Source organism: Candidatus Acidiferrales bacterium (assembly GCA_036514995.1).
Taxonomy (GTDB): Bacteria; Acidobacteriota; Terriglobia; order Acidiferrales; family DATBWB01; genus DATBWB01.
This window is the reverse complement of record DATBWB010000180.1, coordinates 1-24,404: the sequence shown is the minus strand read 5'-3', so window position 1 is coordinate 24,404 and position 24,404 is coordinate 1. Positions and strand designations below refer to the sequence as shown.

At 61.5% G+C, this 24,404-nt stretch carries 38 protein-coding genes and 2 pseudogenes; 7 read left to right on the top strand and 33 right to left on the bottom strand.

Features of this window, described 5'->3' with window-relative positions; all coding sequences use genetic code 11:
- The 3 genes from VIH17_12065 to VIH17_12055 form a co-directional block, all read left to right on the top strand.
- Positions 1-490, top strand: a 490-nt coding sequence (locus VIH17_12065; protein ID HEY4683964.1) for a PQQ-dependent sugar dehydrogenase, incomplete at its 5' end; no start/stop codon positions are given.
- Between the two features lie 268 nt (positions 491-758).
- A complete protein-coding gene (gene guaB, locus VIH17_12060; GenBank protein HEY4683963.1) occupies positions 759-2,219 on the top strand; it encodes an IMP dehydrogenase in 1,461 nt (486 codons plus the stop codon).
- Positions 2,216-2,740, top strand: coding sequence for a VanZ family protein (locus tag VIH17_12055; GenBank protein HEY4683962.1), 525 nt, complete (start codon positions 2,216-2,218; stop codon positions 2,738-2,740). The genes guaB and VIH17_12055 overlap by 4 nt, the downstream gene beginning before the upstream one ends.
- Here the strand turns inward: VIH17_12055 and VIH17_12050 are convergent.
- Entirely contained in the window at positions 2,686-3,840 is a 1,155-nt protein-coding gene (locus VIH17_12050) for an MFS transporter (GenBank protein HEY4683961.1), read from the bottom strand. The two genes, VIH17_12055 and VIH17_12050, sit on opposite strands and share 55 nt — an antisense overlap.
- Positions 3,841-4,035: 195 nt before the next feature.
- Between VIH17_12050 and VIH17_12045 the strand changes: the two genes are divergently transcribed.
- From VIH17_12045 to VIH17_12030, 4 genes are all read left to right on the top strand, one after another.
- Entirely contained in the window at positions 4,036-4,515 is a 480-nt protein-coding gene (locus VIH17_12045) for a metal-dependent transcriptional regulator (protein ID HEY4683960.1), read from the top strand.
- Positions 4,516-4,671: 156 nt separating this feature from the next.
- Complete coding sequence (locus VIH17_12040; protein ID HEY4683959.1) at positions 4,672-6,075, top strand: hypothetical protein; 1,404 nt, start codon at positions 4,672-4,674, stop codon at positions 6,073-6,075.
- Positions 6,076-6,086: 11 nt separating this feature from the next.
- Positions 6,087-6,464 (top strand): cupredoxin domain-containing protein, encoded by a 378-nt coding sequence (locus tag VIH17_12035; GenBank protein ID HEY4683958.1) that lies wholly within the window; start codon positions 6,087-6,089, stop codon positions 6,462-6,464.
- A gap of 15 nt (positions 6,465-6,479) precedes the next feature.
- Complete coding sequence (locus VIH17_12030; protein ID HEY4683957.1) at positions 6,480-7,718, top strand: di-heme oxidoredictase family protein; 1,239 nt, start codon at positions 6,480-6,482, stop codon at positions 7,716-7,718.
- 110 nt (positions 7,719-7,828) lie between these two features.
- Here the strand turns inward: VIH17_12030 and rplQ are convergent, their stop codons facing one another.
- From rplQ to tuf, 32 genes and pseudogenes are all read right to left on the bottom strand, one after another.
- Positions 7,829-8,230, bottom strand: a complete 402-nt coding sequence (gene rplQ / locus VIH17_12025; protein HEY4683956.1) for a 50S ribosomal protein L17 — start codon at positions 8,228-8,230, stop codon at positions 7,829-7,831.
- Positions 8,231-8,244: 14 nt separating this feature from the next.
- Positions 8,245-9,279 carry a DNA-directed RNA polymerase subunit alpha gene (locus VIH17_12020; GenBank protein HEY4683955.1) on the bottom strand — a complete coding sequence of 345 codons (1,035 nt, stop codon included), beginning with the start codon at positions 9,277-9,279 and terminating at the stop codon, positions 8,245-8,247.
- 100 nt (positions 9,280-9,379) lie between these two features.
- On the bottom strand, positions 9,380-10,018 hold the full coding sequence (rpsD, locus tag VIH17_12015) for a 30S ribosomal protein S4 (protein HEY4683954.1): 639 nt from the start codon (positions 10,016-10,018) through the stop codon (positions 9,380-9,382).
- Positions 10,019-10,111: 93 nt separating this feature from the next.
- Positions 10,112-10,516, bottom strand: coding sequence for a 30S ribosomal protein S11 (gene rpsK / locus VIH17_12010; protein HEY4683953.1), 405 nt, complete (start codon positions 10,514-10,516; stop codon positions 10,112-10,114).
- Positions 10,517-10,599: 83 nt separating this feature from the next.
- On the bottom strand, positions 10,600-10,986 hold the full coding sequence (gene rpsM / locus VIH17_12005) for a 30S ribosomal protein S13 (protein ID HEY4683952.1): 387 nt from the start codon (positions 10,984-10,986) through the stop codon (positions 10,600-10,602).
- Between the two features lie 88 nt (positions 10,987-11,074).
- Positions 11,075-11,188 (bottom strand): 50S ribosomal protein L36, encoded by a 114-nt coding sequence (gene rpmJ, locus VIH17_12000; GenBank protein HEY4683951.1) that lies wholly within the window; start codon positions 11,186-11,188, stop codon positions 11,075-11,077.
- 13 nt (positions 11,189-11,201) lie between these two features.
- Positions 11,202-11,465 carry a translation initiation factor IF-1 gene (gene infA / locus VIH17_11995; protein ID HEY4683950.1) on the bottom strand — a complete coding sequence of 88 codons (264 nt, stop codon included), beginning with the start codon at positions 11,463-11,465 and terminating at the stop codon, positions 11,202-11,204.
- Positions 11,466-11,515: 50 nt separating this feature from the next.
- Entirely contained in the window at positions 11,516-12,262 is a 747-nt protein-coding gene (map, locus tag VIH17_11990; GenBank protein ID HEY4683949.1) for a type I methionyl aminopeptidase, read from the bottom strand.
- Positions 12,231-12,941, bottom strand: coding sequence for an adenylate kinase (locus tag VIH17_11985; GenBank protein HEY4683948.1), 711 nt, complete (start codon positions 12,939-12,941; stop codon positions 12,231-12,233). The genes map and VIH17_11985 overlap by 32 nt, the downstream gene beginning before the upstream one ends.
- 16 nt (positions 12,942-12,957) lie before the next feature.
- Positions 12,958-14,361 carry a preprotein translocase subunit SecY gene (gene secY / locus VIH17_11980; protein ID HEY4683947.1) on the bottom strand — a complete coding sequence of 468 codons (1,404 nt, stop codon included), beginning with the start codon at positions 14,359-14,361 and terminating at the stop codon, positions 12,958-12,960.
- Positions 14,336-14,788: a 50S ribosomal protein L15 gene (gene rplO, locus VIH17_11975; GenBank protein ID HEY4683946.1), complete on the bottom strand. Its 453-nt coding sequence runs from the start codon at positions 14,786-14,788 to the stop codon at positions 14,336-14,338. Before rplO ends, secY begins: the two co-directional genes overlap by 26 nt.
- Positions 14,789-14,798: 10 nt before the next feature.
- Complete coding sequence (rpmD, locus tag VIH17_11970) at positions 14,799-14,984, bottom strand: 50S ribosomal protein L30 (GenBank protein ID HEY4683945.1); 186 nt, start codon at positions 14,982-14,984, stop codon at positions 14,799-14,801.
- Positions 14,985-14,996: 12 nt separating this feature from the next.
- Entirely contained in the window at positions 14,997-15,500 is a 504-nt protein-coding gene (gene rpsE / locus VIH17_11965; protein HEY4683944.1) for a 30S ribosomal protein S5, read from the bottom strand.
- Positions 15,501-15,553: 53 nt separating this feature from the next.
- Positions 15,554-15,922 carry a 50S ribosomal protein L18 gene (gene rplR / locus VIH17_11960; GenBank protein ID HEY4683943.1) on the bottom strand — a complete coding sequence of 123 codons (369 nt, stop codon included), beginning with the start codon at positions 15,920-15,922 and terminating at the stop codon, positions 15,554-15,556.
- Positions 15,923-15,948: 26 nt separating this feature from the next.
- On the bottom strand, positions 15,949-16,482 hold the full coding sequence (gene rplF, locus VIH17_11955; protein ID HEY4683942.1) for a 50S ribosomal protein L6: 534 nt from the start codon (positions 16,480-16,482) through the stop codon (positions 15,949-15,951).
- Positions 16,483-16,497: 15 nt separating this feature from the next.
- Entirely contained in the window at positions 16,498-16,896 is a 399-nt protein-coding gene (gene rpsH / locus VIH17_11950; GenBank protein HEY4683941.1) for a 30S ribosomal protein S8, read from the bottom strand.
- A gap of 7 nt (positions 16,897-16,903) precedes the next feature.
- Positions 16,904-17,089, bottom strand: a complete 186-nt coding sequence (locus VIH17_11945) for a type Z 30S ribosomal protein S14 (protein ID HEY4683940.1) — start codon at positions 17,087-17,089, stop codon at positions 16,904-16,906.
- Positions 17,090-17,094: 5 nt separating this feature from the next.
- Positions 17,095-17,679: a 50S ribosomal protein L5 gene (gene rplE / locus VIH17_11940; protein HEY4683939.1), complete on the bottom strand. Its 585-nt coding sequence runs from the start codon at positions 17,677-17,679 to the stop codon at positions 17,095-17,097.
- Positions 17,680-17,736: 57 nt separating this feature from the next.
- Complete coding sequence (gene rplX / locus VIH17_11935; protein HEY4683938.1) at positions 17,737-18,075, bottom strand: 50S ribosomal protein L24; 339 nt, start codon at positions 18,073-18,075, stop codon at positions 17,737-17,739.
- A 2-nt stretch (positions 18,076-18,077) separates the two neighbouring features.
- Entirely contained in the window at positions 18,078-18,446 is a 369-nt protein-coding gene (gene rplN / locus VIH17_11930; GenBank protein HEY4683937.1) for a 50S ribosomal protein L14, read from the bottom strand.
- A 12-nt stretch (positions 18,447-18,458) separates the two neighbouring features.
- A complete protein-coding gene (gene rpsQ, locus VIH17_11925; protein ID HEY4683936.1) occupies positions 18,459-18,758 on the bottom strand; it encodes a 30S ribosomal protein S17 in 300 nt (99 codons plus the stop codon).
- Entirely contained in the window at positions 18,745-18,960 is a 216-nt protein-coding gene (gene rpmC / locus VIH17_11920; GenBank protein HEY4683935.1) for a 50S ribosomal protein L29, read from the bottom strand. The genes rpsQ and rpmC overlap by 14 nt, the downstream gene beginning before the upstream one ends.
- A gap of 2 nt (positions 18,961-18,962) precedes the next feature.
- Complete coding sequence (gene rplP / locus VIH17_11915; GenBank protein HEY4683934.1) at positions 18,963-19,379, bottom strand: 50S ribosomal protein L16; 417 nt, start codon at positions 19,377-19,379, stop codon at positions 18,963-18,965.
- A 6-nt stretch (positions 19,380-19,385) separates the two neighbouring features.
- On the bottom strand, positions 19,386-20,048 hold the full coding sequence (gene rpsC / locus VIH17_11910) for a 30S ribosomal protein S3 (protein HEY4683933.1): 663 nt from the start codon (positions 20,046-20,048) through the stop codon (positions 19,386-19,388).
- A 262-nt stretch (positions 20,049-20,310) separates the two neighbouring features.
- Positions 20,311-20,640 (bottom strand): annotated as a pseudogene (rplV, locus tag VIH17_11905) (50S ribosomal protein L22).
- A 207-nt stretch (positions 20,641-20,847) separates the two neighbouring features.
- Positions 20,848-21,099: pseudogene (rpsS, locus tag VIH17_11900) on the bottom strand (30S ribosomal protein S19).
- A 23-nt stretch (positions 21,100-21,122) separates the two neighbouring features.
- On the bottom strand, positions 21,123-21,947 hold the full coding sequence (rplB, locus tag VIH17_11895; GenBank protein ID HEY4683932.1) for a 50S ribosomal protein L2: 825 nt from the start codon (positions 21,945-21,947) through the stop codon (positions 21,123-21,125).
- An 18-nt stretch (positions 21,948-21,965) separates the two neighbouring features.
- Positions 21,966-22,256 carry a 50S ribosomal protein L23 gene (locus tag VIH17_11890; GenBank protein ID HEY4683931.1) on the bottom strand — a complete coding sequence of 97 codons (291 nt, stop codon included), beginning with the start codon at positions 22,254-22,256 and terminating at the stop codon, positions 21,966-21,968.
- Positions 22,257-22,266: 10 nt separating this feature from the next.
- Positions 22,267-23,082 carry a 50S ribosomal protein L4 gene (gene rplD, locus VIH17_11885; protein HEY4683930.1) on the bottom strand — a complete coding sequence of 272 codons (816 nt, stop codon included), beginning with the start codon at positions 23,080-23,082 and terminating at the stop codon, positions 22,267-22,269.
- 31 nt (positions 23,083-23,113) lie between these two features.
- Entirely contained in the window at positions 23,114-23,746 is a 633-nt protein-coding gene (gene rplC / locus VIH17_11880) for a 50S ribosomal protein L3 (protein ID HEY4683929.1), read from the bottom strand.
- 107 nt (positions 23,747-23,853) lie between these two features.
- A complete protein-coding gene (gene rpsJ, locus VIH17_11875) occupies positions 23,854-24,183 on the bottom strand; it encodes a 30S ribosomal protein S10 (GenBank protein ID HEY4683928.1) in 330 nt (109 codons plus the stop codon).
- A 16-nt stretch (positions 24,184-24,199) separates the two neighbouring features.
- On the bottom strand, positions 24,200-24,404 hold a 205-nt coding region (tuf, locus tag VIH17_11870; GenBank protein HEY4683927.1), incomplete at its 5' end, for an elongation factor Tu.

The following is a 24,404-nucleotide window of genomic DNA, read 5'->3' as shown; positions in this document are numbered from 1 at the left end:
CGGCACGGTTCCGGGCGACCCGAACAGCCCGATCTTTGCTCTGGGGCTGCGCAACAGTTTTGACTTTACGTTCCACCCTTCGACCGGCACGGTGTATGCTTCGGAAAATGGCCCGACCTGCGACGACGAAGTGAACCGCATCGTTTCTCAAGGAAATTATGGCTGGCGACCGAATTATCCTTGCGGCGACCAAACAGCAGGGTTCATTCAGCCCCTGGTGCGTTTCACGCCCGTGATTGCGCCGACCGGGATCATGTTTTACACGGGTAGCCTGTTCACGCAGTGGTCGCGGCATCTGTTTCTGGTGGCGTTTAACGATGGCCAGGTTCGCCGCTATGTCGTGGACGAAGGCCAGAATGAAAGGATCACGGAGTCAGAGACGATTTTTACGGATCCGAGCGCTTCTTTGCTCGACATTGTGACCGGCCCGGATGGAAACATCTATTTCACCACCGGGAACAGTATTCGCCGCATCGTTCGAGGACCTTAGCAGTGTGCTGAAAAAGTGGTGCCCTTGTCATTCCGAGCGAAGCGAGGAATCTGCTTGTGCTTTGCAAGGAGCTGACGACAAAGCAGATTCCTCGGCCCCATAAGAACCGTGTGGCCTCGGAATGACACTTTGGGGTGGTTTTTCAGCATCCCAGTAGGCATCCTTGACCCTTTGGGCGGTAAACCCTAGAATAGCCAGTTTACGTGGCCCGATTCGGGCACGCCTGCGGCGAACGCTCATCTTCTCCCGCCGCAGGATTGAGGGACTTATGCTCCAGGTTTCGCCTCCCGAAGCGCTTACCTTTGATGACGTGCTCTTGCTCCCCGGACGCTCTTCCGTCTTGCCCGCAGGGGTGGACACCACCACTCGTTTGACCCGGAACGTTGAGCTGGGAGTTCCCATCGTGAGCGCGGCGATGGACACGGTGACGGAATCGCGATTGGCGATCGCTCTGGCCCGCCACGGCGGGATCGGGATCATCCATCGCGGCATGCCGGTGGAGAGGCAGGCCGAGGAAGTGGACCGGGTCAAGCGCTCGGAAAGCGGCATGATTGTGGACCCGGTAACGATCTCCCCGGAGGCGAAGATCGAAGAAGCACTTGAGATCATGGGGAACTACCGCATTTCCGGCCTCCCGGTCACCCGCGGCCCGCGGCTGGTGGGCATCCTGACCAACCGCGACTTGCGCTTTGAGAAGCGGCTCGACCTCAAGGTGGCCGAAGTGATGACCAAAGAGAAATTGGTCACCGTGCCGGTGGGCACGACGCTCGAAGATGCTGAGCGCATTCTCCAGCAACACCGCATTGAAAAGTTGCTGGTGGTGGACAAAGATTTCAACCTCAAAGGGCTGATCACCGTAAAAGACATCCAGAAGCGAATCCAGTTCCCGGGCGCTACCAAGGACGCTCACGGACGCTTGCGGGTAGGGGCGGCGATCGGCGCCACCGGAGATTTTCTCGAGCGAGCCCAGGAAATGCTCAGGGCCAAGGCCGACGTCCTCGCCCTCGATACCGCTCATGGCCACACCGAGCGGGTGATCGAGGCTGTCCGCGCCCTCAAGAAGAAATTCCCGGATGTCGACTTGATTGCCGGTAACGTCGGCACCTACGACGGCGCCAAGGAACTGGCGGCCCTCGGCATAGACGGGCTCAAGGTGGGCGTGGGCCCGGGCTCGATTTGCACGACCCGGATTGTGACCGGGGCAGGCGTGCCGCAACTGACGGCCATTGCTGAAGCCGCCCGCGCCACCCAGGGGACGGGCGTGCCCATCATCGCCGACGGCGGCATCAAATATTCGGGCGACGTCAGCAAAGCCATTGCCGCCGGCGCTTCCACCGTCATGATTGGCAGCCTTTTTGCCGGGACCGACGAGAGTCCGGGAGAAACGATTCTCTTTCAGGGCCGCACCTTCAAGTCCTACCGCGGCATGGGTTCGATCGGCGCCATGGACACCGGCACGGCCGACCGCTATGGGCAAGAGACTGCCCCGCGGGACAAGACCGTCCCCGAAGGAGTCGAGGGCCGCGTCCCCTGCAAGGGCCCGCTGGCAGGCCTGGTCGAGCAGCTCGTGGGCGGGCTCCGCTCGGGCATGGGCTATTGCGGTTGCTGCACCATTGCCGAACTGCAGGAGAAAGCGAAGTTCATCCGCATCACCAGCGCCGGCTTGCGCGAAAGCCACGTCCACGACGTCATCATCACCAAGGAAGCGCCCAACTACCGCATTGAATGAACCCCTCCCCTCGAGAGCGCCCTTCCGCTTTTTCCGGCAGCAGCCGGTGGAGCCACTGGTGGCCGGCCGTACTCTGGGCGGGAATCATAGCCCTGTTTTCCTCGAACTGGTTTTCGAGCGGGCATACCTGGGGATACTTTATACGGTTCGCGAGCTACTTGTTCCCGGGTCTCTCGCCGGAGGAGATCCAGGTTCTGCATGGCGTGGTGCGGAAACTGGCTCATTTCCTTGCCTATTTCATTCTCAGCCTGCTGCTTTTTCGCGCTCTTCGCCGCGGACGCAGCGGCTGGCACCGCCGATGGTCGCTGGCCGCACTCCTCGTCTCAGGCCTCTATGCCGGGGCCGACGAGCTCCATCAGCTCTTCGCTGCCCAGCGCACCGGCGCGTTCGGTGACGTTGGAATTGATTCCTTGGGGGCGCTGGCCGCACAGTTGCTGTTGTGGCTTGGCAGAGGCGAGTGGGCGCTTCAAATCAACAAAATAAGAAGCACGGCGAGAAAGGAGACACCGCTCGAGAAATAGAAAGGCACGCCGGGGCCATAGTGTTGCCAGAGCCAGCCGGCGAGGGTGCTCGCGCAAAGCAACGATAGGCTGCTCACAAACCCCATCAAGCCGTAAGCCCGGCCTCGGTTCCCTTCCGTCACAAGCTCCGCCACCAGCGCCCGCACCACCCCCTCCGTCAGAGCGTAGTACAAGCCGTAGAGCGCAAAGAGCGCCCATACCATCCGCACCGCTGGCCCGACGGCAAATCCACAATAGACAAGGGCAAAGAGAAAGTAGCCAAGCGCAATCACGCGCTTGCGGGACATCCGGTCGGATAGATACCCGGCCGGCCAGGCAGCCAGAGCATAGACGCTGTTGAAGACCAAACCCAGCGCCGGCGCGAGCGCGGGCTGCATACCGAGATTTTGCGCCCGCAGGATGAGCAGCAGGTCGCTGGAATTGGCGAGCCCAAAGAGAGCCGTGGCGGCCAGCAACAGGTAGTACCGCCGGCCGAGCGACGCCCCGGCCGGTTCCCCTCCCGAACCGGTTCGCGGCCGGGGCGCGTGAGAAGTTTCCCGAACACGCACGGCAACCAGGAAGACGCTGAAAAGTCCAGGAATAGCGGCGAGCAGGAAAAGGTGCCGGAGGTCGCCCACGATCGTCGCCAGCAGAACCAAGGCGAGAAGAGGCCCGGCGATGGCGCCGGCGGAATCCATCGCCTGCCGAAAGCCAAAGGCGCTGCCCAGTGAGCCGGGCTCCGACGATTCGGCAATCATGAGGTCGCGTGGCGCAGCGCGCATGCCTTTGCCGAAGCGGTCGGCGCTCCGGATGGCAAACACCTGAGACCAACTCTGAACCAGGGCGAGCAGGGGCTTGGCGACGTTGGCGAGCAAATATCCGGCCACCACCATCGGCTTCCGACGATGCCACCGATCGGCGAGATAGCCGGAGAGGAGCTTCGAAAAACCCGCTACGCTTTCCGCGACCGATTCGATCAGACCCAGGAAGAGAGGACCCGCGCCGAGCACGCTGGTGACGAAATAGGGCAGCACCCAGTAAATCATTTCGCTCGAGAGGTCATTGAAAAAGGCCACCACGCCCAGTGCGCGAACATTCCGGGATAATCTCCTCCGCGTCATCCTCGGAGCGATCCCTCCAAGTGAAGCAACCGTTCGTCAGACAGTTTTTATCCCAGATGGGCTCGGCCGGCAACCGTTGCCTTGCCCACTTCCCGCCACCCGGACGGCAAGCCCGGTGCCCCCATTCTGCCTTGACAAAAGGAAAAGCCCGGTCTAGGATTATCTTACCCAATGGTAATTACCCATAGGTAGTTTATGTTGTCGCCTGCTCGCGAAGACTATATCGAGGCCATCTGGTCGCTTGGCCAGCGCCGAGCGGAGGTCCGCGTGACGGACATCGCCCGCCGCCTGGGCGTGCGTTTGCCCACCGTCACCCGCACGGTCGCGGCGATTGCCAAGATGCGACTCCTCGAACATCGCCATCGGGGCACCATCCGCCTCTCGCCTTCCGGACAGCACCTGGCTCAATGCCTTTCTCACCGGCATGGCGACCTGGTGACGTTACTGAGGGATATCCTGGGTCTGCCTGCCAGAAAAGCTGAGGGCGACGCCTGCAAGCTCGAGCACGGCCTTTCGCCCATTGCCGCCCAGCGGCTCCATGAATTTCTACTGTTGCTCGACGGTCATCCCCGTCTGAAGAGAGACCTGCTTGGCCGGATGAGGGCTCGCTCGGCGCGTCGCAGCCGGGCATTCACTTCGCTGGGGATCACACGATCGGATGGATGGAGGTTTTAGGGCCGTTCCAAGCCATAGATACGAATCGGACGAGTCGTGACCCCGACTCGTCGCCGCCCGGTGTGGGTCATCCCTGCCATCCATCCCGATCATGGCGTGGCAGGGAGATCAGGTTGGAACGGCATTCGAAAAAAACCTAACGCACAGGAGTTGACCATGAAGCGCCGCGCCCCTTGCTTCTCTTTTCATCGGTTTGTGTTTTTCCTGCTCGGCCTTGCCCTTTGGCTTTCGCCCGCGCACAGCCAGCAATCCCCTTCCCCGCCGAGTCCCGCTGCTCCGGCCGAAGAGCGGCTGGCGACTCTGGAGCAGAGGGTCCTCCAGCTTGAGAGGCAATGGCGCCTACGGCCGGCTGAGGGCTCCCCTGGCGGGACGCTGGAAGAGCGTCTCGAGCGGCTGGAGTCTCGCGTGGCGGAATTGTCGGCTCGCACACAGGCAGCAAACATCCCCGCGCCGGCCCCGGCGGCTCAAGAGCAATTGGTTTCAGCGCCCTCTCCGCCACCGGCTGAGAACGAAGCCATGACCACCCCGCCTTACTCCGGCTACATGGAGATGCATCTCAACCAGGCTAGCGGCCAGCCGACCATACTCGACTTTCATCGCTTTGTGCTGCTCTTCGGCCACAGCTTTTCGCCGCGCATCAAGTTTTGGTCGGAGGTGGAGGTGGAGCACGCCCTGGTCGAGGGCGGCGAGGAGTCAGGCGAGTTAGAGATCGAGCAGGCCTTTCTCGATTTCTTTGTGAAGCCAGAGATCAACTTTCGGGCCGGCATCCTGCTTGCCCCCATCGGAATCCTCAATGAGCGACACGAGCCGCCGGCCTTCTACGGCGTGGAGCGGCCGTTTGTGGATACGTTGATCATCCCGACGACCTGGTTCGATGCCGGCTTTGGAATCTACGGGGACCTCGGGCGAGGCTTTACCTACAAGCTGTACGCCATGGCCCCGCCGGACGCCGCCGGGTTCAGCGCCGGCGAGGGCATCCGCGGCGGGCGGCAGAGCGGACTCTTCTCCGTGGTCAGCGATCTTGGCGTGACCGGGCGAGTCGAGTATCGAGGCGTCCCCCGGCTGACGCTCGGCACGAGCTTCTTCGTGGCAAACACCGGCTTCCGTTTTCAGAACCTTGACCCGCGGCTCGGTTTGTTCGAGTTCGATGGCCGGTATCGCTTCCGTCGCTTCGATTTCCGCGGGCAGTTCGCCCAGCTCTGGGTCAGCCGCACCGCCGAACTGAACCGTGCCTTGCTGCAACAGACCGGCGTCAATCCCAACATCGCTAAAAGCTCGCTCGGCTACTACCTTGAGGCCGCTTACCACCTGCTCCCGCCCGGACGGGTCGAGGCCGACCTTGCTCCCTTCTTTCGCCTTGAGCGCTTCAATACGCAGCATCGCATGGCACCGGGCTTCCAACCCCTGCCGCAATTCGACCGCACGGCGTACACCCTCGGCATCAGCTACCGCCCCCATCCCGATGTTGCCTTGAAACTGGACTATCAGTTCCTGCGCAACCGGAGCGACGTGATACCCATTCCCAACCGATTCAATCTCGGCATCGGCTGGTGGTTCTGAAAGGAAAAACCGTGAAGAAGCCATTTCTAACAATCGTTTCTGCCCTGCTTGCGGTCTTCTTGGTACCCGTGCCTGCCTGGATGCACAGCCAGAGGGAGGAACCGCCACCGGACCGCCGCATCGCTATCATAGCCGAGCGGTTCAGCTATATCCCTTCCCGCATCAAGCTCAAGCGCGGCGCGACGGTTGAGTTTGTTTTGACCAGCGAGGATACCTACCACGGCTTCTACATCCGCCGCCTCGGCGTTAACGTGATGATTCCAGCGCAGGGAAAAGGGGAGAAAAAAGTGAGAATACACTTTGCTGAGGCGGGTCAGTATGTTTTCGAGTGTTCGCGGGCCTGCGGCGCAGGTCACAACGCCATGCGCGGCCTCATCATCGTCGAGTAGCGAGGGAAAGCAACTATGAAGCCAGCAAACCAGAAAGCCAGGCCGTTTCTTGTGTGGGCTACCGTGGCCGCGGTCGCCGCGGAGCTTTCCTTGATGAGTTGCGGCACGTCCGTTCCCGCCTTTCCTCAAAATCCTCCCCCGCCCGGCGAGGCTGCTGCCGCCGGTTTTGGACAGCCACTGCCGGGCCTGACGCCGCAGCAACTGGAACTTTTTGGCGAAGGCCGAGATGATTTCCTGGAGGTCGAGACGGCTGAGGAGGGACTGGGACCGATCTTTAATGGCCTTTCCTGCGCCCAGTGTCATTCCGTTCCGACGGTCGGGGGCGGAGGATTTATCAACGAGGTGCGCGCCGGACGGCTGGATGCAAGTGGGACGTTTCACGAGCCTCCCGGCGGATCGCTCATGAACATGTTCTCGATCCCGCCCCACCTCGCGCAGGAGATCATTCCGGCCGACGCTAACGTGGTGGCCTTTCGCCGTTCCATCCCTCTTTTTGGAAATGGATTGGTGGAAGCTATTCCCGACGAGGCCATTCTTGCCCTGGCCAATCTTACCGCCAAACCGCCGGGCGTCGCCGGCCGTGTCCACCGCGTCGCCGACGTGGCCAGTGGCCAGCAACGTGTCGGGCGATTCGGCTGGAAGGCACAGCACGCAACTCTCAAGTCCTTTGCCGGCGACGCCTACAGAAACGAAATGGGAATCACCAACGAACTTTTTCCGCAAGAGAACGCGCCGAATGGAGACGAGGCTCTTTTGGCGCTGGTGGATCGGATTGCCGACCCGGAAGATTTACCCGACCCGGCGACCGGCCGGAGCGGCGTGGACAAGTTCGCCAATTTCATGCGCTTTCTGGCGCCGCCGCCGCGGGGCCCGCTCACCGATTCCGTGCGGCAGGGCGAATTGGTTTTCCATCAGATCGGCTGCGCCAGTTGCCATACTCCCAGCTTGACGACCGGGCCGAGTGCGGTTGCGGCGCTCGACCGCAAACCAGTGCCGCTGTTTTCCGATCTCCTGCTGCACGACATCGGAACGGGTGACGGGATCGCTCAGGACGATGCGCGACCCAACGAAATTCGCACCCCCGCCCTCTGGGGCCTGCGCACCCGGTCGCCTTTGCTGCACGACGGCCGCGCCGCCACGATCGAGGACGCCATTCTCACGCATGCTGGCGAGGCGAGCACGGTGCGGTCGCGTTTCGGGGCGTTGTCGGCAGTGGAACGCCAAGCCTTGCTCGACTTTCTGCGCTCGTTGTGATCGGCGGCAGGGGGCTGCCGAAAGAAAAAGGGCGCCGGCTGCACCGGCGCCCGGGAACAGGCGGAATTACACTGCCCCCGTATGATTTCTTTTCTGCTTCCGGTGCTTCCTCATGCCTTTTTGGTCTTGTCCTTCGCCCTTTGGCGCTTGCGGAGTTTGGCGCCGAGCAGCTCGATAATGGCGATGTCCCGGCCGTCGCCCCTGCCGAAGCCGGCGTGAATGATGCGGGTGTAGCCGCCCGGCCGGTCGGCAAAGCGCGGGGCGATGGTCTCAAACAGTTTGGCCACCACCGGCGGGTGGGTGATATAGGAAGCAGCCTGGCGGCGGGCATGGAGCGATTCCCGCTTGCCGAGAGTAATCATCTGCTCGACAATGGGACGCATGGCCTTGGCCCGGGCCGCGGTAGTGGTAATGCGCTCGTGCTCGAGCAAATTGGTGACGAGGTTGCGGAGGGTGGCCCGGCGATGAGCCGGATTTCTGCCGAGTTTGCTGCCTGCCTTGAGATGTCGCATCGGTCCCTTTCCTCTCAGAGCGTGGGCGGGGGTTCTTCCGCCGGGGGGGTGAGCGATGGAATGGCCGAGAGGGGCGGCCAGACGATCCGGCCGTGCTCATCAAGCCTCATCCCCAGGCACAGGCCCATGGTTTGCAGAATCTCCTTGATCTCGTTGAGCGACTTGCGACCGAAATTCTTGGTCTTGAGCATGTCGGCTTCGGTCTTCTGAACGAGTTCGCGGATGCTCTGGATGTTGGCGTTCTTCAGGCAGTTGTAAGAGCGGACGGAAAGCTCCAGCTCTTCGACGGAGCGATCGAGATGTTCGGCGCGATAATCATAGGCCGCTTCGGTCGGCTCCTCTTCGACTTCCGGAGTCTCCTCAAAGCCGATGAAGATGGCCATATGGTCCTTGACGAGCTTGGCGGCCAAACCCATGGCATCCTGGGGCGTGACGGCGCCGTTTGTCCAAACCTCAAACGACAGCCGCTCGTAGTCCGTCATCTGCCCGAGCCGAGCCGCCTCGACCGCATAGTTGGCCTTGCGCACCGGCGAATGCACCGAGTCAATCGGGATGTAACCGATGGGCAGATCCTCGTCAAAGTTGTGGTCGGCGGAAACGTATCCGCGGCCATTCTTCAGACGCATTTCGATGGCCAGCTTTCCCCCCTCGGCCACCGTGGCCATGTGAAGATTCTTGTCCAGGACGGTAAAGTCGGCATCTTCTTCAATCATCCCGGAAGTCACCACCCCGGGCTTGTCCCAGTTGAGGTAGATCGTTTTGGGGTGATCGCTGTTCAACTTGAAGGGGATCTGTTTCACGTTGAGGATGATGTCGGTGGCATCCTCAGTGACACCGGGAATGGGCGAGAACTCATGCAGCACCCCCTCTATCTTGACTGCGGTGATGGCTGCTCCCTCAATCGAGCTCAAGAGCGCGCGACGGATGGCGTTGCCGACGGTCGTGCCCCAGCCTCGCTCAAATGGCTGTGCTGAAAATTTTCCATAACGATCCGTCATCGTTTCTGGATCCGTTGCCAAACGCTTGGGTTTCTGAAAGCCTTTCCACATTCTCTTTAACCTCCCTGGCCCGTCAGGGCTAAGCGAAAACCTTCTCCTCCGCTGTCCCCCGCCCAAAAATCCAGCCTGGCGGTGGCCGGCGAACGCCTGACTATCTGCTGTACAATTCCACGATCAACTGTTCCTGGATGGGCGGCGTGACGATCTCCTCGCGCTTGGGGAGGCCAAGGACCCGGCCCTTGAAGTGCTGGCGGTCCACCTCCAACCAGGAAGGCACCGACCGGCCCTGGGCCAGGTCACGCGCCCGCATGGCCTCCACGTTCTGGTGCAAACCCTCTTTCAAGGAGATTTCATCACCCGTGTTGACCAGGTACGAAGGGATATTGATCTTCCTCCCGTTCACCCGAACGTGGCCGTGGAGAACCAACTGCCGGGCATGCGCCCGCGAACTGGCCAGGCCCAGGCGATGCGCAACCGTATCCAGCCGCCGCTCCAACTGATAGAGCAGGTTCTCCCCCGTGACCCCCTTCTGCCGCTCGGCCTTGTCAAAATAGTTCCGGAATTGCCGTTCCAGCACGCCATAGACGCGCTTGGTCCTTTGCTTTTCTCGGAGCTGGAGGCCGTAGCCCACCAGCTTGCTCTTCGGGCGGCGTCCCGAGCCGTGTTGGCCGGGCGGAAAATTGCGCTTTTCAATGGCGCATTTGTCGGAGAAGCACCGCTCCCCTTTCAGGAAAAGTTTGATGCCCTCACGCCGACAGAGGCGACAGACTGCTTCACGGTATCGTGCCAACGTCTTCTCCTTATCCCAGGTCGGCCGTCCGCCGGCCGCCGCCCAGCCAAGTTGCCTTGGCTGCGAACAGCCGACCGCGGACGGCAGACTGCTTCAAACTCTTCGCCGCTTGGGCGGCCGGCAGCCGTTGTGCGGAATGGGCGTAGCATCCTTGATGGAGGTGATCATGATGCCGCCGCTTGCCACAGCCCGGATCGCCGATTCGCGTCCCGAGCCGGGGCCTTTCACGCGCACTTCCACCGACTTCATGCTGTAATGCTCGCGGGCCGAGCTGGCGCACCTGGCACCCGCCTGCTGCGCGGCAAAGGGCGTGCCTTTGCGCGAGCCTTTGAAGCCCAGCGATCCAGCCGAGGACCACGCCAGAACATTTCCCTCCATGTCGGTTATGGTCACGAACGTGTTGTTGAACGTCGCCGCAATGTGGGCGATCCCGGCAGGCACCACTCGCTTCTCTCGCTTCTTTTTGAACTCCTTCTTGCGTTTAGCGGCCTTCGCCACGGTGGGCGGGGCAGCCGGTTGCGCTCCTTTTTTTGCCACAGTTCACCTCTCCGTTTCAGCCGGAACCGCCTCAAGCTCAAAACCTATTTCCTGACCATGACCCGCTTCTTGGTGGCGATAGCGCCTTTGCGCGGGCCCTTGCGGGTGCGAGCGTTGGTATGCGTCCGCTGGCCCCGGACGGGAAGATTTCGTCGATGGCGCAGGCCGCGGTAGGCTCCCATCTCGATCAGAGTACGAATATTTTGCGAGATCTCCTTGCGCAGATCGCCCTCGACACCACCTTCCTCTTCGATCGTCCGCCGAATGCGGGTGATCTCCTCATCGGTGAGGTCTTTCACCTTTTTCATCACGTCCACCCGCGACTTGGCACAGATGCTGCGGGCGCGGGGCTGCCCGATGCCATAAATGGACGTGAGCCCGACGAACATTCTCTTGTTGGGCGGTAAATCCACTCCAGAGATTCTTGCCATTCCTGCTCTTCCTTTCCTCCCTCGTCCCTCGCCCATCGTCAACCGGACCCGGCTCCGCGGTTGACGAATGGCGAAAAACGAATAGCGATTATCCTTGCCGTTGCTTATGTTTCGGGTTTTTGCAAATCACCCGAACGACGCCGCGGCGGCGAATGATCTTGCATTTATCACATATCCGTTTCACCGATGAGCGCACTTTCACGTTCTCCCCCGGACTACTTATAACGATAGACAATGCGGCCGCGCGACAGATCGTAAGCCGAAAGCTCCACCGCTACCTTGTCGCCCGGCAGGATGCGAATGAAGTTTTTCCGCATCCGGCCGGAGATGTGAGCCAGCACCACGTGCTTGTTCTCCAGTTGCACGCGAAACATGGCGTTGGGCAAGGGTTCGATCACGGTAGCCATTACCTCAATGGCGTCTTCTTTTCCCGATTCCTCCGTGTTGCGCTTCTTCTCAGGGTAGCGCTGCTTTGCCATATTCTCCTATGCCGCCCGCATGGACGCCGGGCCGGCCGGTACCTCCTCCATCAGGGCCGGGTCAGCACCCAGGGCCCGTTTTGCGTGACGGCGACGCAGTGTTCGAAATGAGCGGAGTAGCCGCCATCCTCGGTGACCGCCGTCCAGCGGTCCTCCAAAATCCTGACGCCGGCCGCGCCGGTGTTGACCATCGGCTCGATCGCCAGCACCATGCCTTCTTTCAGCCGAGGGCCATGGCCGGCATGGCCGTAGTTGGGCAGTTGGGGGTCTTCGTGCAACTGCGTTCCGATGCCGTGGCCGACAAAATCGCGAACCACCGTTAAGCCGTTCCCTTCCACGTGCTCCTGGATGGCGGCGGAGATGTCCGACAGGCGGTTCGAGAGCACCACCTTCCCAATCGCCTTGTCAAGAGCCTCCTCGGTCACGCGCAAAAGCTTGTCCAGCTCGGGCCTCACCCGGCCCACCGGAACGGTGATGGCGGCGTCGGCAAAGTAGCCATCGAGCGAGACGCCCACGTCAATCGAAAGAATGTCTCCGGCCGCCAGTTTCCGCTCGGATGGGATCCCATGCACGATCTCGCTATTCACCGAGGTACAGAGCACGCAGGGATAATTCATGTATCCCTTGAAGGCCGCCATGGCGCCTGCCTGAGCGATGCGGCGTTCCGCTTCACGTTCCAAATCCAGGGTGGCCACCCCCGGCCCGACCATCTTCCGCAGCGCCTCCAGCAGGTCGTACACAACCATCCCGGCACGGTGCATCTTTTCAAGCTCGGCCTTTGCTTTGCATATGATCATAGGCTCGACACAATTTCAGCACCTCACGGGTCACCTGCTCGAGCGAGAGCTTTCCGTCCACCCGATGAACCTTCCCGCTGCGCCGGTAATACTCGACAAGCGGCGCGGTTTCTTTTTCGTAGGCTTCGAAGCGCGCCCGGACGACGGCTTCCCGGCTATCATCGTGACGCCGGGTAAGTTCGCTGCCGTCGTCATCGCAGCGACCTTCCACGCGCGGCGGCCGATCGTAGATGTTGTAGATACGACCGCAAACCTTGCAACCGCGCCGGCCCGCCAGCCGTCGCATCAGTTCCTCCATGCCCACCGCCAGGTAAATCACCTTCGGCCGGCCCCAGCCAGCGGCGGTCAAAATCTGATCCAGCCGCTCGGCCTGAGCCATCGTCCGCGGAAAGCCGTCGAGGATAAAGCCGTTCTTGCAGTCGTCCTGCTTGATGCGTTGCTCGACGATGGCGCAAACCATGTCGTCGCTTACCAGCTCGCCCCGAGCCATCACCGCTTTGGCCTCGAGCCCGAGCGGCGTTTCCCGGCGGACAGCCTCGCGCAGGATGTCGCCCGTGGCAATCTGCGGGATACCGCAACGCCGGGCCAGTTCCTTCGCCTGAGTCCCCTTGCCGGCTCCCGGCGGCCCGAGCAGGATAAACGCGCCCGGCGACCCCGCCGCCTTTTGGCGGGTGGCCATGGCCTTTTTCCTCTTGCTAGCCACGCCTTCCCCGAATGCGGCCCTTGCGGACAAAGCCATCGTAGTGCCGCATAACGAGCTGAGCCTCGATTTGACGGACCGTGTCCATGGCCACCCCCACCACGATCAACAGCGAGGTCCCGCCAAAATAGAATTGGACGCCAAGGCCTTCCAGGATCCATCGCGGGAAATGGGCGTCAATCCAGCCGCCCATCAGCGGCAAATGCTGCAACTTGATCCCGGAAATCATCCATTCCGGGAGAACGCAAATCGCGGCCAGATAGACCCCGCCGACAAAGGTCAAGCGCGTCAAGATCTTGTTGATATATTCCGAGGTGTTTCGCCCCGGCCGGATCCCCGGAATGAACCCGCCGTATTTGCGCATATTTTCGGCAAGCTCGGTCGGATTGAAAATAATCGAAATATAGAAGTACGCGAAAAAGATGATGAACAGGATATAGAGCAGGGTATAGAGCGGCTCGCCCCACATCAGCGCCTTGGCGAAGGAGTCCATGAACTGGGACTTCTCCCGGAAGAACATCGCAATGGTCTGCGGGAAAGTGAGGATGGACGAGGCAAAGATGGGCGGGATCACGCCGCCCGAATTCACCCGCACGGGCAAGTAAGTCATCTGCCCGCCCATCATCTTTCTGCCCACTACCCGCTTGGCATACTGCACCGGGACGCGGTGCTGGCCGCCCTCGAAAAATACGATGAAGCCGACCACCACCACCATCCCGATAAGCAGCAAGATGACCGCGAGCCCCGTAAAGCTTCCCCACGCCTGAATGCTGATCTTCTCCCAGAGATCGAAAACCGCCCGGGGCAGGCCGACGACAATCCCGGCGAAGATCAAAAGCGACATGCCATTCCCCACCCCACGGTCGGAAATCTGCTCGCCCAGCCACATGATGAAGGCGGTGCCGGCCGTGAAGGTGATCATCGTCATCAAAATGAAACTGAGGCCGGGAGTCGTCACGAAGGAGGCCTGGCCCGGCCCCGACTGCTTCATCAAGGTGAGCGCGATCGTCATGGATTGAAACGCGCCCAGGACCACGGTGAGGTAGCGCGTGTACTGGGTGATCTTGCGACGGCCCAGTTCGCCCTCTTTTTGCAGCCGCTCGAGGTACGGCCAGACTACCGTCAGCAACTGCAAGATGATCGAGGCGGTGATGTAAGGCATGATCCCCAGGGCAAAGATGGTCATGCTCCGAAAACTGCCGCCGGAGAAGATGTCAATCAGCCCCAGCAGCGTGCCCCGGTTCTGCTCAAAAAACTGCCGGAGCAGCTCAGCATTGATGCCCGGTGTGGGGATGTGCGCGCCGAGGCGATAGACGGCGAGCACGGCCAGCGTAAAGAGCAGGCGCTTGCGGAGATCAGGGATGCGAAAGACGTTACGTAGCGCTTCCCAGAACTTCAACCTTCCCTCCCGCCTGAAGAATTTTTTCGCGAGCCGACTTGCTGAAGGCATGTGCCTGAACAGTGAGAGCTGCCTTCAGCTCGCCGTCGCCCAGAATCTTGATGCCGTCGCGCACCTGCTTGACCAGCCCCGCCTCTTCGAGCCGCTCCGGGGTAATGGTTTCGCCCGCGGCAAAGGCGGCCAGTTGATCCAGATTCACGATGGTAAACTCTTTCCGAAACGGATTGTGGAACCCGCGCTTCGGAATGCGCCGATGGAGAGGCATCTGGCCGCCTTCGAACCCGCCGCGGCGGCTGTAGCCGGTGCGCGAAAGCTGCCCCTTGTTGCCGGCACCGGCCGTCTTGCCGGTCCCCGAACCCATGCCGCGACCCACGCGATGCTTGCGATGGCGCGAGCCTTTGGGCGGATGAAGCGACGATAAATTCACGCGATGCTCCTCAACCGGAAACTTTCACCAGGTGCGCAACCTTGGCCACCATGCCCCGGATCTCCGGCGTATCCGGCCGCTCGACCGTCTGCTGAAGCTTGCGAAAACCCAGCCCGCGGATGATGCGACGCTGTTTTTCCGGGCAAGCGATGGTGCTCCGCACCCAGGTGATTTTCAGCCATTTACTGCTCGCCATAGCCGGCTCTCGCTAAAGCTCTTCCACTTGCTTGCCCCGCATCGCCGCCACATCTGCGCGATCCCTCAACTTCAAGAGCGCGTCAAAGGTGGCCTTGAGGACGTTGTGGGGGTTGGTGGTGCCAAGCGATTTCGTCAGCACATTCTGGATCCCGGCCGCCTGCATGACCGCCCGGACGGCCCCGCCGGCGATGACGCCCGTGCCGTCGCCCGCCGGCTTCACCAGCACCCGGCTGGAGCCGTACTGCCCCATCACCTGGTGCGGGACGGTGGTGCCGTTCAGATGGACCTTCACCAAACTCTTCTTGCCGCTCTCGATCGCCTTGCGTATCGCCATGGCCACCTCGCGAGCCTTACCCATGCCGTAGCCGACATGACCGTTGCGATCGCCCACCACCACCAGCGCCGAGAAGCTCAGGTTCTTGCCTCCCTTGACCACCTTGGTGACGCGGTTGATCGACACCACCTGGTCCTTCAGCTCCAACTGTGATGCATCCACCTGAGTTCGCAATGCCATCCTCTCTTTGATTGCCGTTTTCCCCATGTCAGAACTTCGCACCGCCGATCGAATCAGAACTTGAGTCCCGCCTCGCGGGCAGCCTCGGCCAGAGCTTTCACCCGGCCGTGATACTTGTATCCGCCACGGTCAAAGACGACCGCGGTCACCCCCAGGGCTTTGGCCCGTTCAGCAAGGATCTGGCCGATCACCCTGGCAGCAGCCACGTTTCCGCCGCCCTTCAGCTTTTTGCGCACTTCGTTATCCCGGCTGGAGGCGGAAACAAGGGTCTTTCCCTCAGAATCGTCAACGAGCTGCCCATAAATGTGTCCGAGCGAACGATAGACATTCAGCCGGGGGCGCTCGGCGGTGCCTGCCATGCGGGCGCGCACCCGCGCATGCACCCGCCGTCGGTGCTCATTGCGCGAGATCTTCGAAAGCATTCTCCAACCTCCCGGCGGCCACGGCACTAGGTCTTGGCAGTCGCCGCCGCTTTGCCGGCTTTCTTCTTGAGCGTCTCGCCGGTGTAGTGGATGCCTTTCTGTTTATAGGGATCGGGCGGGTGCAGGCCGCGGATGTTCGCGGCCACCTGGCCGACCAGTTGCCGATCGTTCCCCGCCACCACCACGTGCGTTTGCTTCTCCACCGTCACCGTTATCCCCCGCGGAATGGGAAAATCGATCGTGTGCGAGTACCCCAGGTTAAAGACGACCGCGTTGACCTTTACCTCGGCTTTGTAGCCGACCCCGGCGATATCGAGTTCTTTCTGAAAACCTTTGGTCACGCCGACGACCGCGTTGTTGACCAGCGCGCGGGCCAGGCCATGCCTCGCTTTTTGAAGGTCGTTGGCGCGCTGCGCGAGCACTTGGCCGTCCTTCACTTCAAAGCGAATCCCCGGCGGGATGGGAACCAGGAGATTGCCCTTGGGTCCTTGAACGTCCACTCCGGTATCGGTTACCTGCACCGTGACACCGGGCGGAATCGGAATCGGTTTTCGGCCCACACGCGACATGCTTGCCTACCAAATCTCACAGAGTATTTCCCCGCCGACGCCTATCCGGCGGGCGGTTTTGCCGGTCATCAAACCCTTTGGCGTGGTCATGATGCTGATGCCCATGCCCCCGAAAACCGGCCGAACCTCGGACTTGGCGATGTAAACACGGCAGCCGGGACGGGAGACGCGCCGGATGCCGGTGATGACGCTCTGCTTCCCCGGCGTATACTTCAGCATCAAGCGCAGCAGCTTGTGGTTCTTTCCCTCCTCCACCGTCTTGAAGCTGCTGATGTAACCTTCTTCCTTGATGATCCGCGCCAGCTCCATCTTGAACTTCGAGAACGGCACATCTACTTTGGGTTGACGGGCGCGAATGCCATTGCGGATTCGCGTCAACATGTCGGCAACGGGGTCCGTGTTCATCTCTCTTTTACCAACTCGCTTTCGCTACCCCGGGGATTTCACCCTTCAGGGCCAGATTCCGGAAACAGATGCGGCAGAGCCGAAATTTGCGGAGGTAACCGCGAGGGCGGCCGCAGAGCAAACAACGATTCCGCTGCCGGATCTTGTATTTGAGTTTTTTTCTCAACTTCGCTTCCTGACAGGTTCTTGCCAAAGTCTTCAACCTCCCCGCCCCAGGCCGATCAGGCCGGGGCTGACCGGCCTAGGCCCCAACGGCACGCCGAGCAATTTTAGCAGCGCGGCCGCTTCCGGATCCCCCTTGGCCGTGGTCACAATCGTGATGTTCATGCCCTTGATCTTCTCCACGCGCGAATAGTCTATCTCAGGGAAAATCAGTTGATCGCGCAGGCCGAGGGTGTAATTTCCCCGGCCATCAAACGCTTTGCCCGGCAGCCCTTTGAAGTCGCGCACCCGCGGCAGGGCGACGTTGCAAAGCCGGTCTAGAAATTCGTACATGCGCTCACCCCGCAGGGTCACGCAGGCCCCGATTGGCATCCCTTTGCGCACTTTGAAAGCGCTGATGGATTTCTTGGCGCGAGTGATGATCGGCTTCTGCCCGGTGATGGCAGCGAGCTCGTGGGCAGCGCCATCCATGATCTTGATATTCTGGGTGGCTTCGCCGACCCCCATGTTGACCACAATCTTTTCGAGCCGCGGCACCGCCATCGGGTTCTTGTAACCGAACTCCTTCATCAGTGCCGGAACCACGTTGGTTTTGTACCGCTCCTTTAACCTGCTCGCCATCCCTTATCTCCCCTCGCGCCCTTCCCTCACCGTTCTCCAGTCGCTGTTCTCCATTCCCTATTTCTCTAAAGTCGTCCCGCACCGCCGGCAAACCCGCACTCGCGTGCCGTCGGCAAGCGCCTGATGGCCGACGCGAGTGGGTTTGTTGCATCCGGGGCAAACCAGCATCACGTTGGAGATGGCCATCGGCCCTTCCCGCTCGACAATGCCCCCTTTGATATTCTTGGCCGGGTTCGGCCGGGTGTGGCGCTTGATCATGTTGGCGTGCTCGACAAACAGTCGCCTGTCTTCGAGTTCCACGCTCAAGACCCGGCCCGTCTTGCCTTTGTCGCGGCCGGAAATCACCCGCACGGTGTCGCCCTTCCGAATCGAGAGCAAAGGAAACGGTTGCGCCATCGCTACCAAACCTCCGGGGCGAGAGAAATAATCTTCAGAAATTTCTTTTCGCGCAGTTCGCGAGCCACCGGCCCGAACACCCGCGTGCCCACCGGCTCACCCGCTTCGTTGATGAGCACGGCGGCGTTGTCATCGAAGCGGATATAGGTGCCGTCGCGACGGCGGTGCTCCTTCCGGGTTCTGACCACCACCGCCTTGACCACCTTGCCCTTCTTGATTTGCGAGTCCGGGGCCGCTTCCTTGACCGACGCGGTGATGATATCGCCCAGGCCTGCCTTCAAGCCGACGTCGCCGCCGACGGGCAGGATGGCAGAAATGCGCCGGGGGCCGGAATTATCCGCCACCGTGAGCCAGGTTCGCATCTGGATCATGGTCGCCTTCTCCTATTCCTGGCCGCTCGCTCCGATTCCTTCGCGGCTCGCCCGCCCCACCACCCCGGCCAGCCGCCACCGCTTGAGCTTGGAAAGCGGCCGGGTCTCCACAATCCGCACCGTATCGCCCGGGCGAGCATCGTTGCGCTCGTCGTGGGCATAAAACTTCTTCGAGAGTTTGACCACGCGCTTGTAGAAGGGGTGTTGCTTGAGCCGCGTCACCCGCACCACAATCGTCTTGTTCATGCCCGCGCTGACAACCACGCCCGTCTTCGACTGCCGACGGCGGCGCTCGCTCCTATCCTCGGTCATGGCTCTTCTCCAGTTCCCGCTCGCGCAAAACGGTTTTGACGCGCGCCAGGTCACGCCGCAGGTTGCGCAACTTGGTGGTGCTCTCCGCCTGTCCGGCGGCCATCTGGAATTTCAGCCGAAAGCGTTGCTCCATCAATTCCTTTTCCCTCAACCTCAATTCGGCTTCGGAAAGCTCGCGCCATTTCTCTGGCTTCTGGGCCACGGCTAGACTCCCCACTGGCGCGTCACGAACTTGCTCCTGACCGGAATCTTGTGGGCCGCCAGTTCGAGCGCCTCTTGCGCCAATCCCGCTTCGATTCCCGCCATCTCAAACAGGATGCGGCCCGGCTTCACCACCGCCACCCACTGCTCCGGCGCGCCTTTTCCCTTCCCCATGCGCGTCTCGGCCGGCTTCTTGGTGATGGGCTTGTCGGGAAAAATCCGAATCCAAAGCTTGCCGCCGCGCTTGATAAAGTGGGTGATCGCAATGCGGGCAGCTTCAATTTGCCGGTCGGTGATCCAGCCACATTCCAGGCTCCGCAGGCCGTAGTCGCCGAAAGAAAGCCGGGAGCCGCGCCAGGCCTTGCCGCGCATGCGACCGCGATGTTGCTTGCGGTATTTCACTTTTCTCGGCATCAACATGACGCGCTAGCTCCTCCCCGCCGGAGAGTTTTTCTCTTTGGGTTGGGGCAGGATGTCGCCGCGGTAGATCCAGCACTTGACGCCGATCACCCCGTAGGTCGTCCGCGCCTCAGCCAGGCCGTAGTCAATGTCCGCCCGCAGGGTCTGCAAAGGCAGCCGGCCTTGCAAATACCATTCCGAGCGGGCAATCTCAGCCCCGTTCAACCGCCCTGAAACGCGCACCTTGATCCCCTTGCAGCCAAACCGCTGGGCGGAATCGACCGCCTTGCGCATGGCCCGGCGGAAGGCAACCCGTTTCTCAAGTTGAAGCGCAATGGACTCACCCACCAGTTGGGCATTCAACTCCGGGCGATGCACTTCCTGAATGTCAATATGCACCTCGCGGTGGGTGCGATTTTGGATTTCGCTCTTCAGCTTCTCGATCTCGGCGCCCTTACGGCCGATGACAATGCCCGGCCGAGCGGTATAAATGCGTATGACCAGCTTGTTGGCGGCGCGCTCGATGTCAATCGAACTGACGCCGGCGGTGCGCAGTTTTTCCTTGAGTTGCCGGCGAAGCTGCAAGTCTTCATGCAGCAGATCGGCGTACTCTTTCTTGGCGAACCAGCGCGAAGCCCAGGTCTTGTTCACGCCAATCCGAAATCCATAGGGATGCGTCTTCTGTCCCAAGGTCAATCCTCCTCGTGCCGTTCCAAATCGTTTCTCCCCATCAAGCGAAAAATGTCCGTGCCCCGTACGGGCCGTCCCGGCCATGCACCCTCAGGCAAACCCCTTGGGAAAGGCACTAGGGCTTCTCCTTATCGGCTTTGGCCTTGCCCGATGCGGGCTTCGCCGAGGGGGCCGCTTTCGGCGCCGCGGGCGCTGCCTTTTCCCCCTTGCCTTTCTCGGCCCTGGGGGCCACGCCGCCCGGCCGGGGCTGCTCTTCCTCACCCGTTACAAAAATCGTGATGTGCGCGGTGCGGCGCAGATAGCGATAGGCGCGGCCAAAGGGCGCCGGTCGAACGCGCTTCCAGCGCGGGCCTTCGTTGACCCAGCACTTCGAAACCACCAGATTGTCCACATCCACTTTCTCAGACTTCTGCTCCGCATTGGCGATGGCGGAACGCAGGCATTTCTCAATATCCTTGGCCGCGCGCTTGCGAGTGAGGCGCAGCGTTTGGATGGCCTGGTCCGCCTGCCGCCCGCGGATCAGATCCAGAACCAGCCGGGCCTTCTGCGGCGACATCCGGACGTATCGGGTTACGGCTCTTGCTTCCACCATCCGCCAACCTCAACGGAGCGGAACGCCTCCGCGTTCCCTTTCCACTTCCCCCGGAGGAAAGGCTCAACCCTTCCTCAAGATTTTTTCCAGGCCATCCGCCTAAGCCTTCGGCGTTGCCGGAGTCGCGCCTGGCGGGGCGGCGCCGCCCGCTGCCGGGGCAGGCGCTCCCGGCGCAGCCGCTGCCGCTTTCTCCAGCGCTACTCGAACCGAGTGCCCGCGGAATTGCCGCGTGGGCGAAAATTCACCGAGGTGATGGCCGACCATCTGTTCCGTCACATAGACCGGAATAAACTTCCTGCCGTTGTGGACGGCAAAGGTGTGGCCGACCATCTCCGGCAGGATGGTCGAGCGCCGCGACCACGTCTTGACCACCTTCTTCTCGTTGCGATGGTTCAGCTCGGTGATCTTTTCGCGGAGATGATGATCCACGAATGGTCCCTTTTTTATCGAACGAGCCATAAAGTTTCCTCACACCCCGATGGTTATCGGGGCTTGTGCCGCTCCACGATCCAAAAGTCGGTGCGTTTGTTGTGGCGGGTCTTGTAGCCCAGCGTGGGCTTGCCCCAGGGCGTTTGCGGGTGCTTGCCCTTGACGCGACCTTCGCCGCCGCCGTGGGGGTGGTCCACCGGGTTCATGGCCGTGCCGCGGGTGGTGGGCCGCACTCCCATCCAGCGCTGGCGGCCCGCCTTGCCGATGGTGATATTTCCGTGATCCAGATTGCCCACCTGGCCGATCGTGGCCACGCAGTCCATCAAGACCTTGCGCACTTCGCCTGAGGGCAACTTGACGAGCGCGTAAGAATCTTCTTTGGAAACGAGCTGGGCGGCCCCGCCGGCCGCGCGCACCATCTGCCCGCCGCGGCCCGGATACAGCTCGATGTTGTGAATCAGCGTGCCCGGCGGAATGTTCCGCAAGGGCAGAGCGTTGCCCGGCAAAATGTCGGCCGACGGACCCGTCATCACGGTTTGCCCCACCTCCAGGCCAAGCGGCTGGAGGATGTATCGCTTTTCGCCGTCCGCGTAGTGCAAAAGGGCGATGCGGGCGGAACGATTGGGGTCGTATTCGATCGAGGCCACTTTCGCCGGGACGTTGACCTTGTCGCGCCGAAAATCAATGGCGCGGTAGCTGCGCTTGTGGCCGCCGCCCCGGTGCCACATCGAGACGCGTCCCAGGCTGTTGCGGCCGCCGGTGCGCGGCTTGGGCCCAGTCAGGCTCTTGAGCGGCTTTTCCGCAGTGATCTCGCTGCGGTCCAGCACGGTGATAAAGCGTCGCGATGGGGTGTACGGTCGGTACGTCTTTATAGCCATCGGCACTTACCCCCTTCCCTAAACGTTCTCCGCGTACTCAATCATTTTTTCACCGGCAGCCAGCTTGACGTAGGCCTTCTTCCAATCGGGCCGGTAACCTTCGGTGCGGCCGCGGCGGCGCATCTTTCCCACCAGGTTCGACGTGCGCACAGCCGATACGCGAACCTTGAAAATCTGTTGCACCGCTTCCTTGATCTGCGTCTTGGTGGCGCGGGCGTCCACGGCAAAAACCAGCGTGCCCTGCGTTTCTTTTACCCCGAGACCTTTCTCGGTGATGATCGGCCGCTTGATGATGTCGAAGACGGTCATGGTTCGAGTCCTACTTCTTCTTCCGTGGCGCCGGCTTCCGGGCAGGCTTTCCCGCCGCGGCTGACTTCGATTTCTTCTCCCGGGCCGGTTTCTTCACGGCCGCTTTCCTTGCCGGCTTCGCGCCGGGTGGCGCCGCTTCCGCGGTGGTCGGCTCGGCAGCGGGTTTCCCTGGCTCCTCTGCTTCCCTCGCCTCTCTCTTTTCGGGCAAGATCGCCTTCTGCAGTTTCACAACAGCGTCTTGAGAAAAGAAGACCCGCTGGTGCGCCAGAACGTCGTAAGGATGCAGCTCGTGGGTGGCCATCAGCTTGACGCCATGGAGGTTGCGCGAGGCAAGCAGGAGATTGCGATTTTCGCCTGTGCTGACGATCAACGCCGACCCGTCTGCGCCCAGGCGGTCGAGCGCCTGGCGCAGTGGCTTTGTCTTATGATTTTCGAGGTTAAAGGCATCCACCACCGTCAACCTTTGCTCGCCCAACTTGGCTGAAAGCGCCGAACGCAAGGCGTTCAGCAAAACTTTCCTCGGGATCGAATAGCTGTAGTCGCGCGGCTGAGGGCCATGCACCGTGCCGCCGTGCCGCCAGAGTGGCGACCGGATCGAACCCACGCGGGCCCGCCCCGTTCCCTTCTGCCGCCAGGGCTTTCTTCCGCTGCCGCTGACCTCACCGCGAGTCTTGGTCTTATGCGTCCCGGCGCGAAGCCCGGCGAGATGGTTCCGCACCGCTTCATAGAGCACGTGCTCGTTCACCCGGCAAGCGAACACGGCGTCAGCCAACTCAAGCTTGCCGACCGTCTTGTTCTCCAGGTTTTTAACTTCGACTGTCGCCATGCCCTGCCCCGCGTTCTCCTTCTTCCAAGAACTACTGTCTCGTTTTCTTCACCACCAGGTAGCGTCCGACAGCGCCCGGCACGGCGCCGCGGACAAGAAGCAAATTTTCTTCGGCATCAATGTGCACCACCTCGAGGTTGCGCACCGTCACCCGATCCGTCCCCATGTGGCCCGGCATGCGCGCTCCCGGCCAGACGCGTGCGGGGAAGGAGCTGCCGCCAATCGAACCGGGCGCGCGGTGAAACATCGAGCCGTGAGTCCTGCCGCCGCCGCGGAAGTGATGCCGTTTCACGCCGCCGGCAAAGCCCTTCCCCTTGCTGATGCCGGTAACGCTCACTTTTTCTCCGACCCGGAATTGGTCCACCAGCACCTTGTCGCCGACTTTTGTCTCGCCGCCCGTCTCGCTGCGAATCTCGCGCAGAAACCGCCCCGGGGCCACGCCGGCCTTCTTGAAATGGCCGGTCTTGGGCTTATTGACCCGCTGCGGCTTGATGAATTCGACCAGGCCGAGCTGCACTGCGTCGTAGCCATCCTTGTCCCGCGTCTTCTTCTGCACCACCACGCACGGCCCGGCCTGAATGACCGTGGCAGGGATGGCGTCGCCTGAGCGAGAAAAAATCTGGGTCATTCCGAGTTTGATTCCTAAAATTCCTTGTACCGCCATAGTTCAGTGCCCCGTGCCCGGTGCCCAGCGACCGGTCGGGCGATCCTGAACTGGTCGCTGGCCTGCCCCGAGCGAAGCCGAGGGGTCGCCGATCGCTGCTGGTCGCTTCACTTCCCGTGCTCCTTGCCAAATGCCTTGATCTCGACGTCCACGCCGGCGGGCAAGTCGAGTTTCATCAACGCTTCCACCGTGTCCGGCGTTGGATCCAAAATATCAATCAACCGTTTATGAGTGCGGATCTCAAACTGCTCCCGCGATTTCTTGTCCACGTGCGGCGAGCGATTGACCGTCCAGCGATTGATCGTGGTCGGAAGCGGTATGGGGCCGGCCACCTGCGCCCCCGTGCGCTTGGCCGTCTGGACAATCTCCGAAGTGGACTGGTCCAGGATGCGGTGATCAAAAGCCTTCAAACGAATCCGAATTTTTTCTCGCAAGATGCTCATCCTCTGCTCTCTATTCCAATACCTCCGTCACCGCTCCTGCTCCTACGGTGTGCCCGCCTTCTCGTATCGCAAAGCGCAACCCCTTGTCCATCGCCACCGGCGTGATCAACTGCACGTCCACCGTCACGTTGTCCCCCGGCATCACCATCTCCACCCCCGCCGCCAGCTTCACGTCCCCCGTCACGTCCGTCGTCCGAAAGTAAAACTGCGGCCGA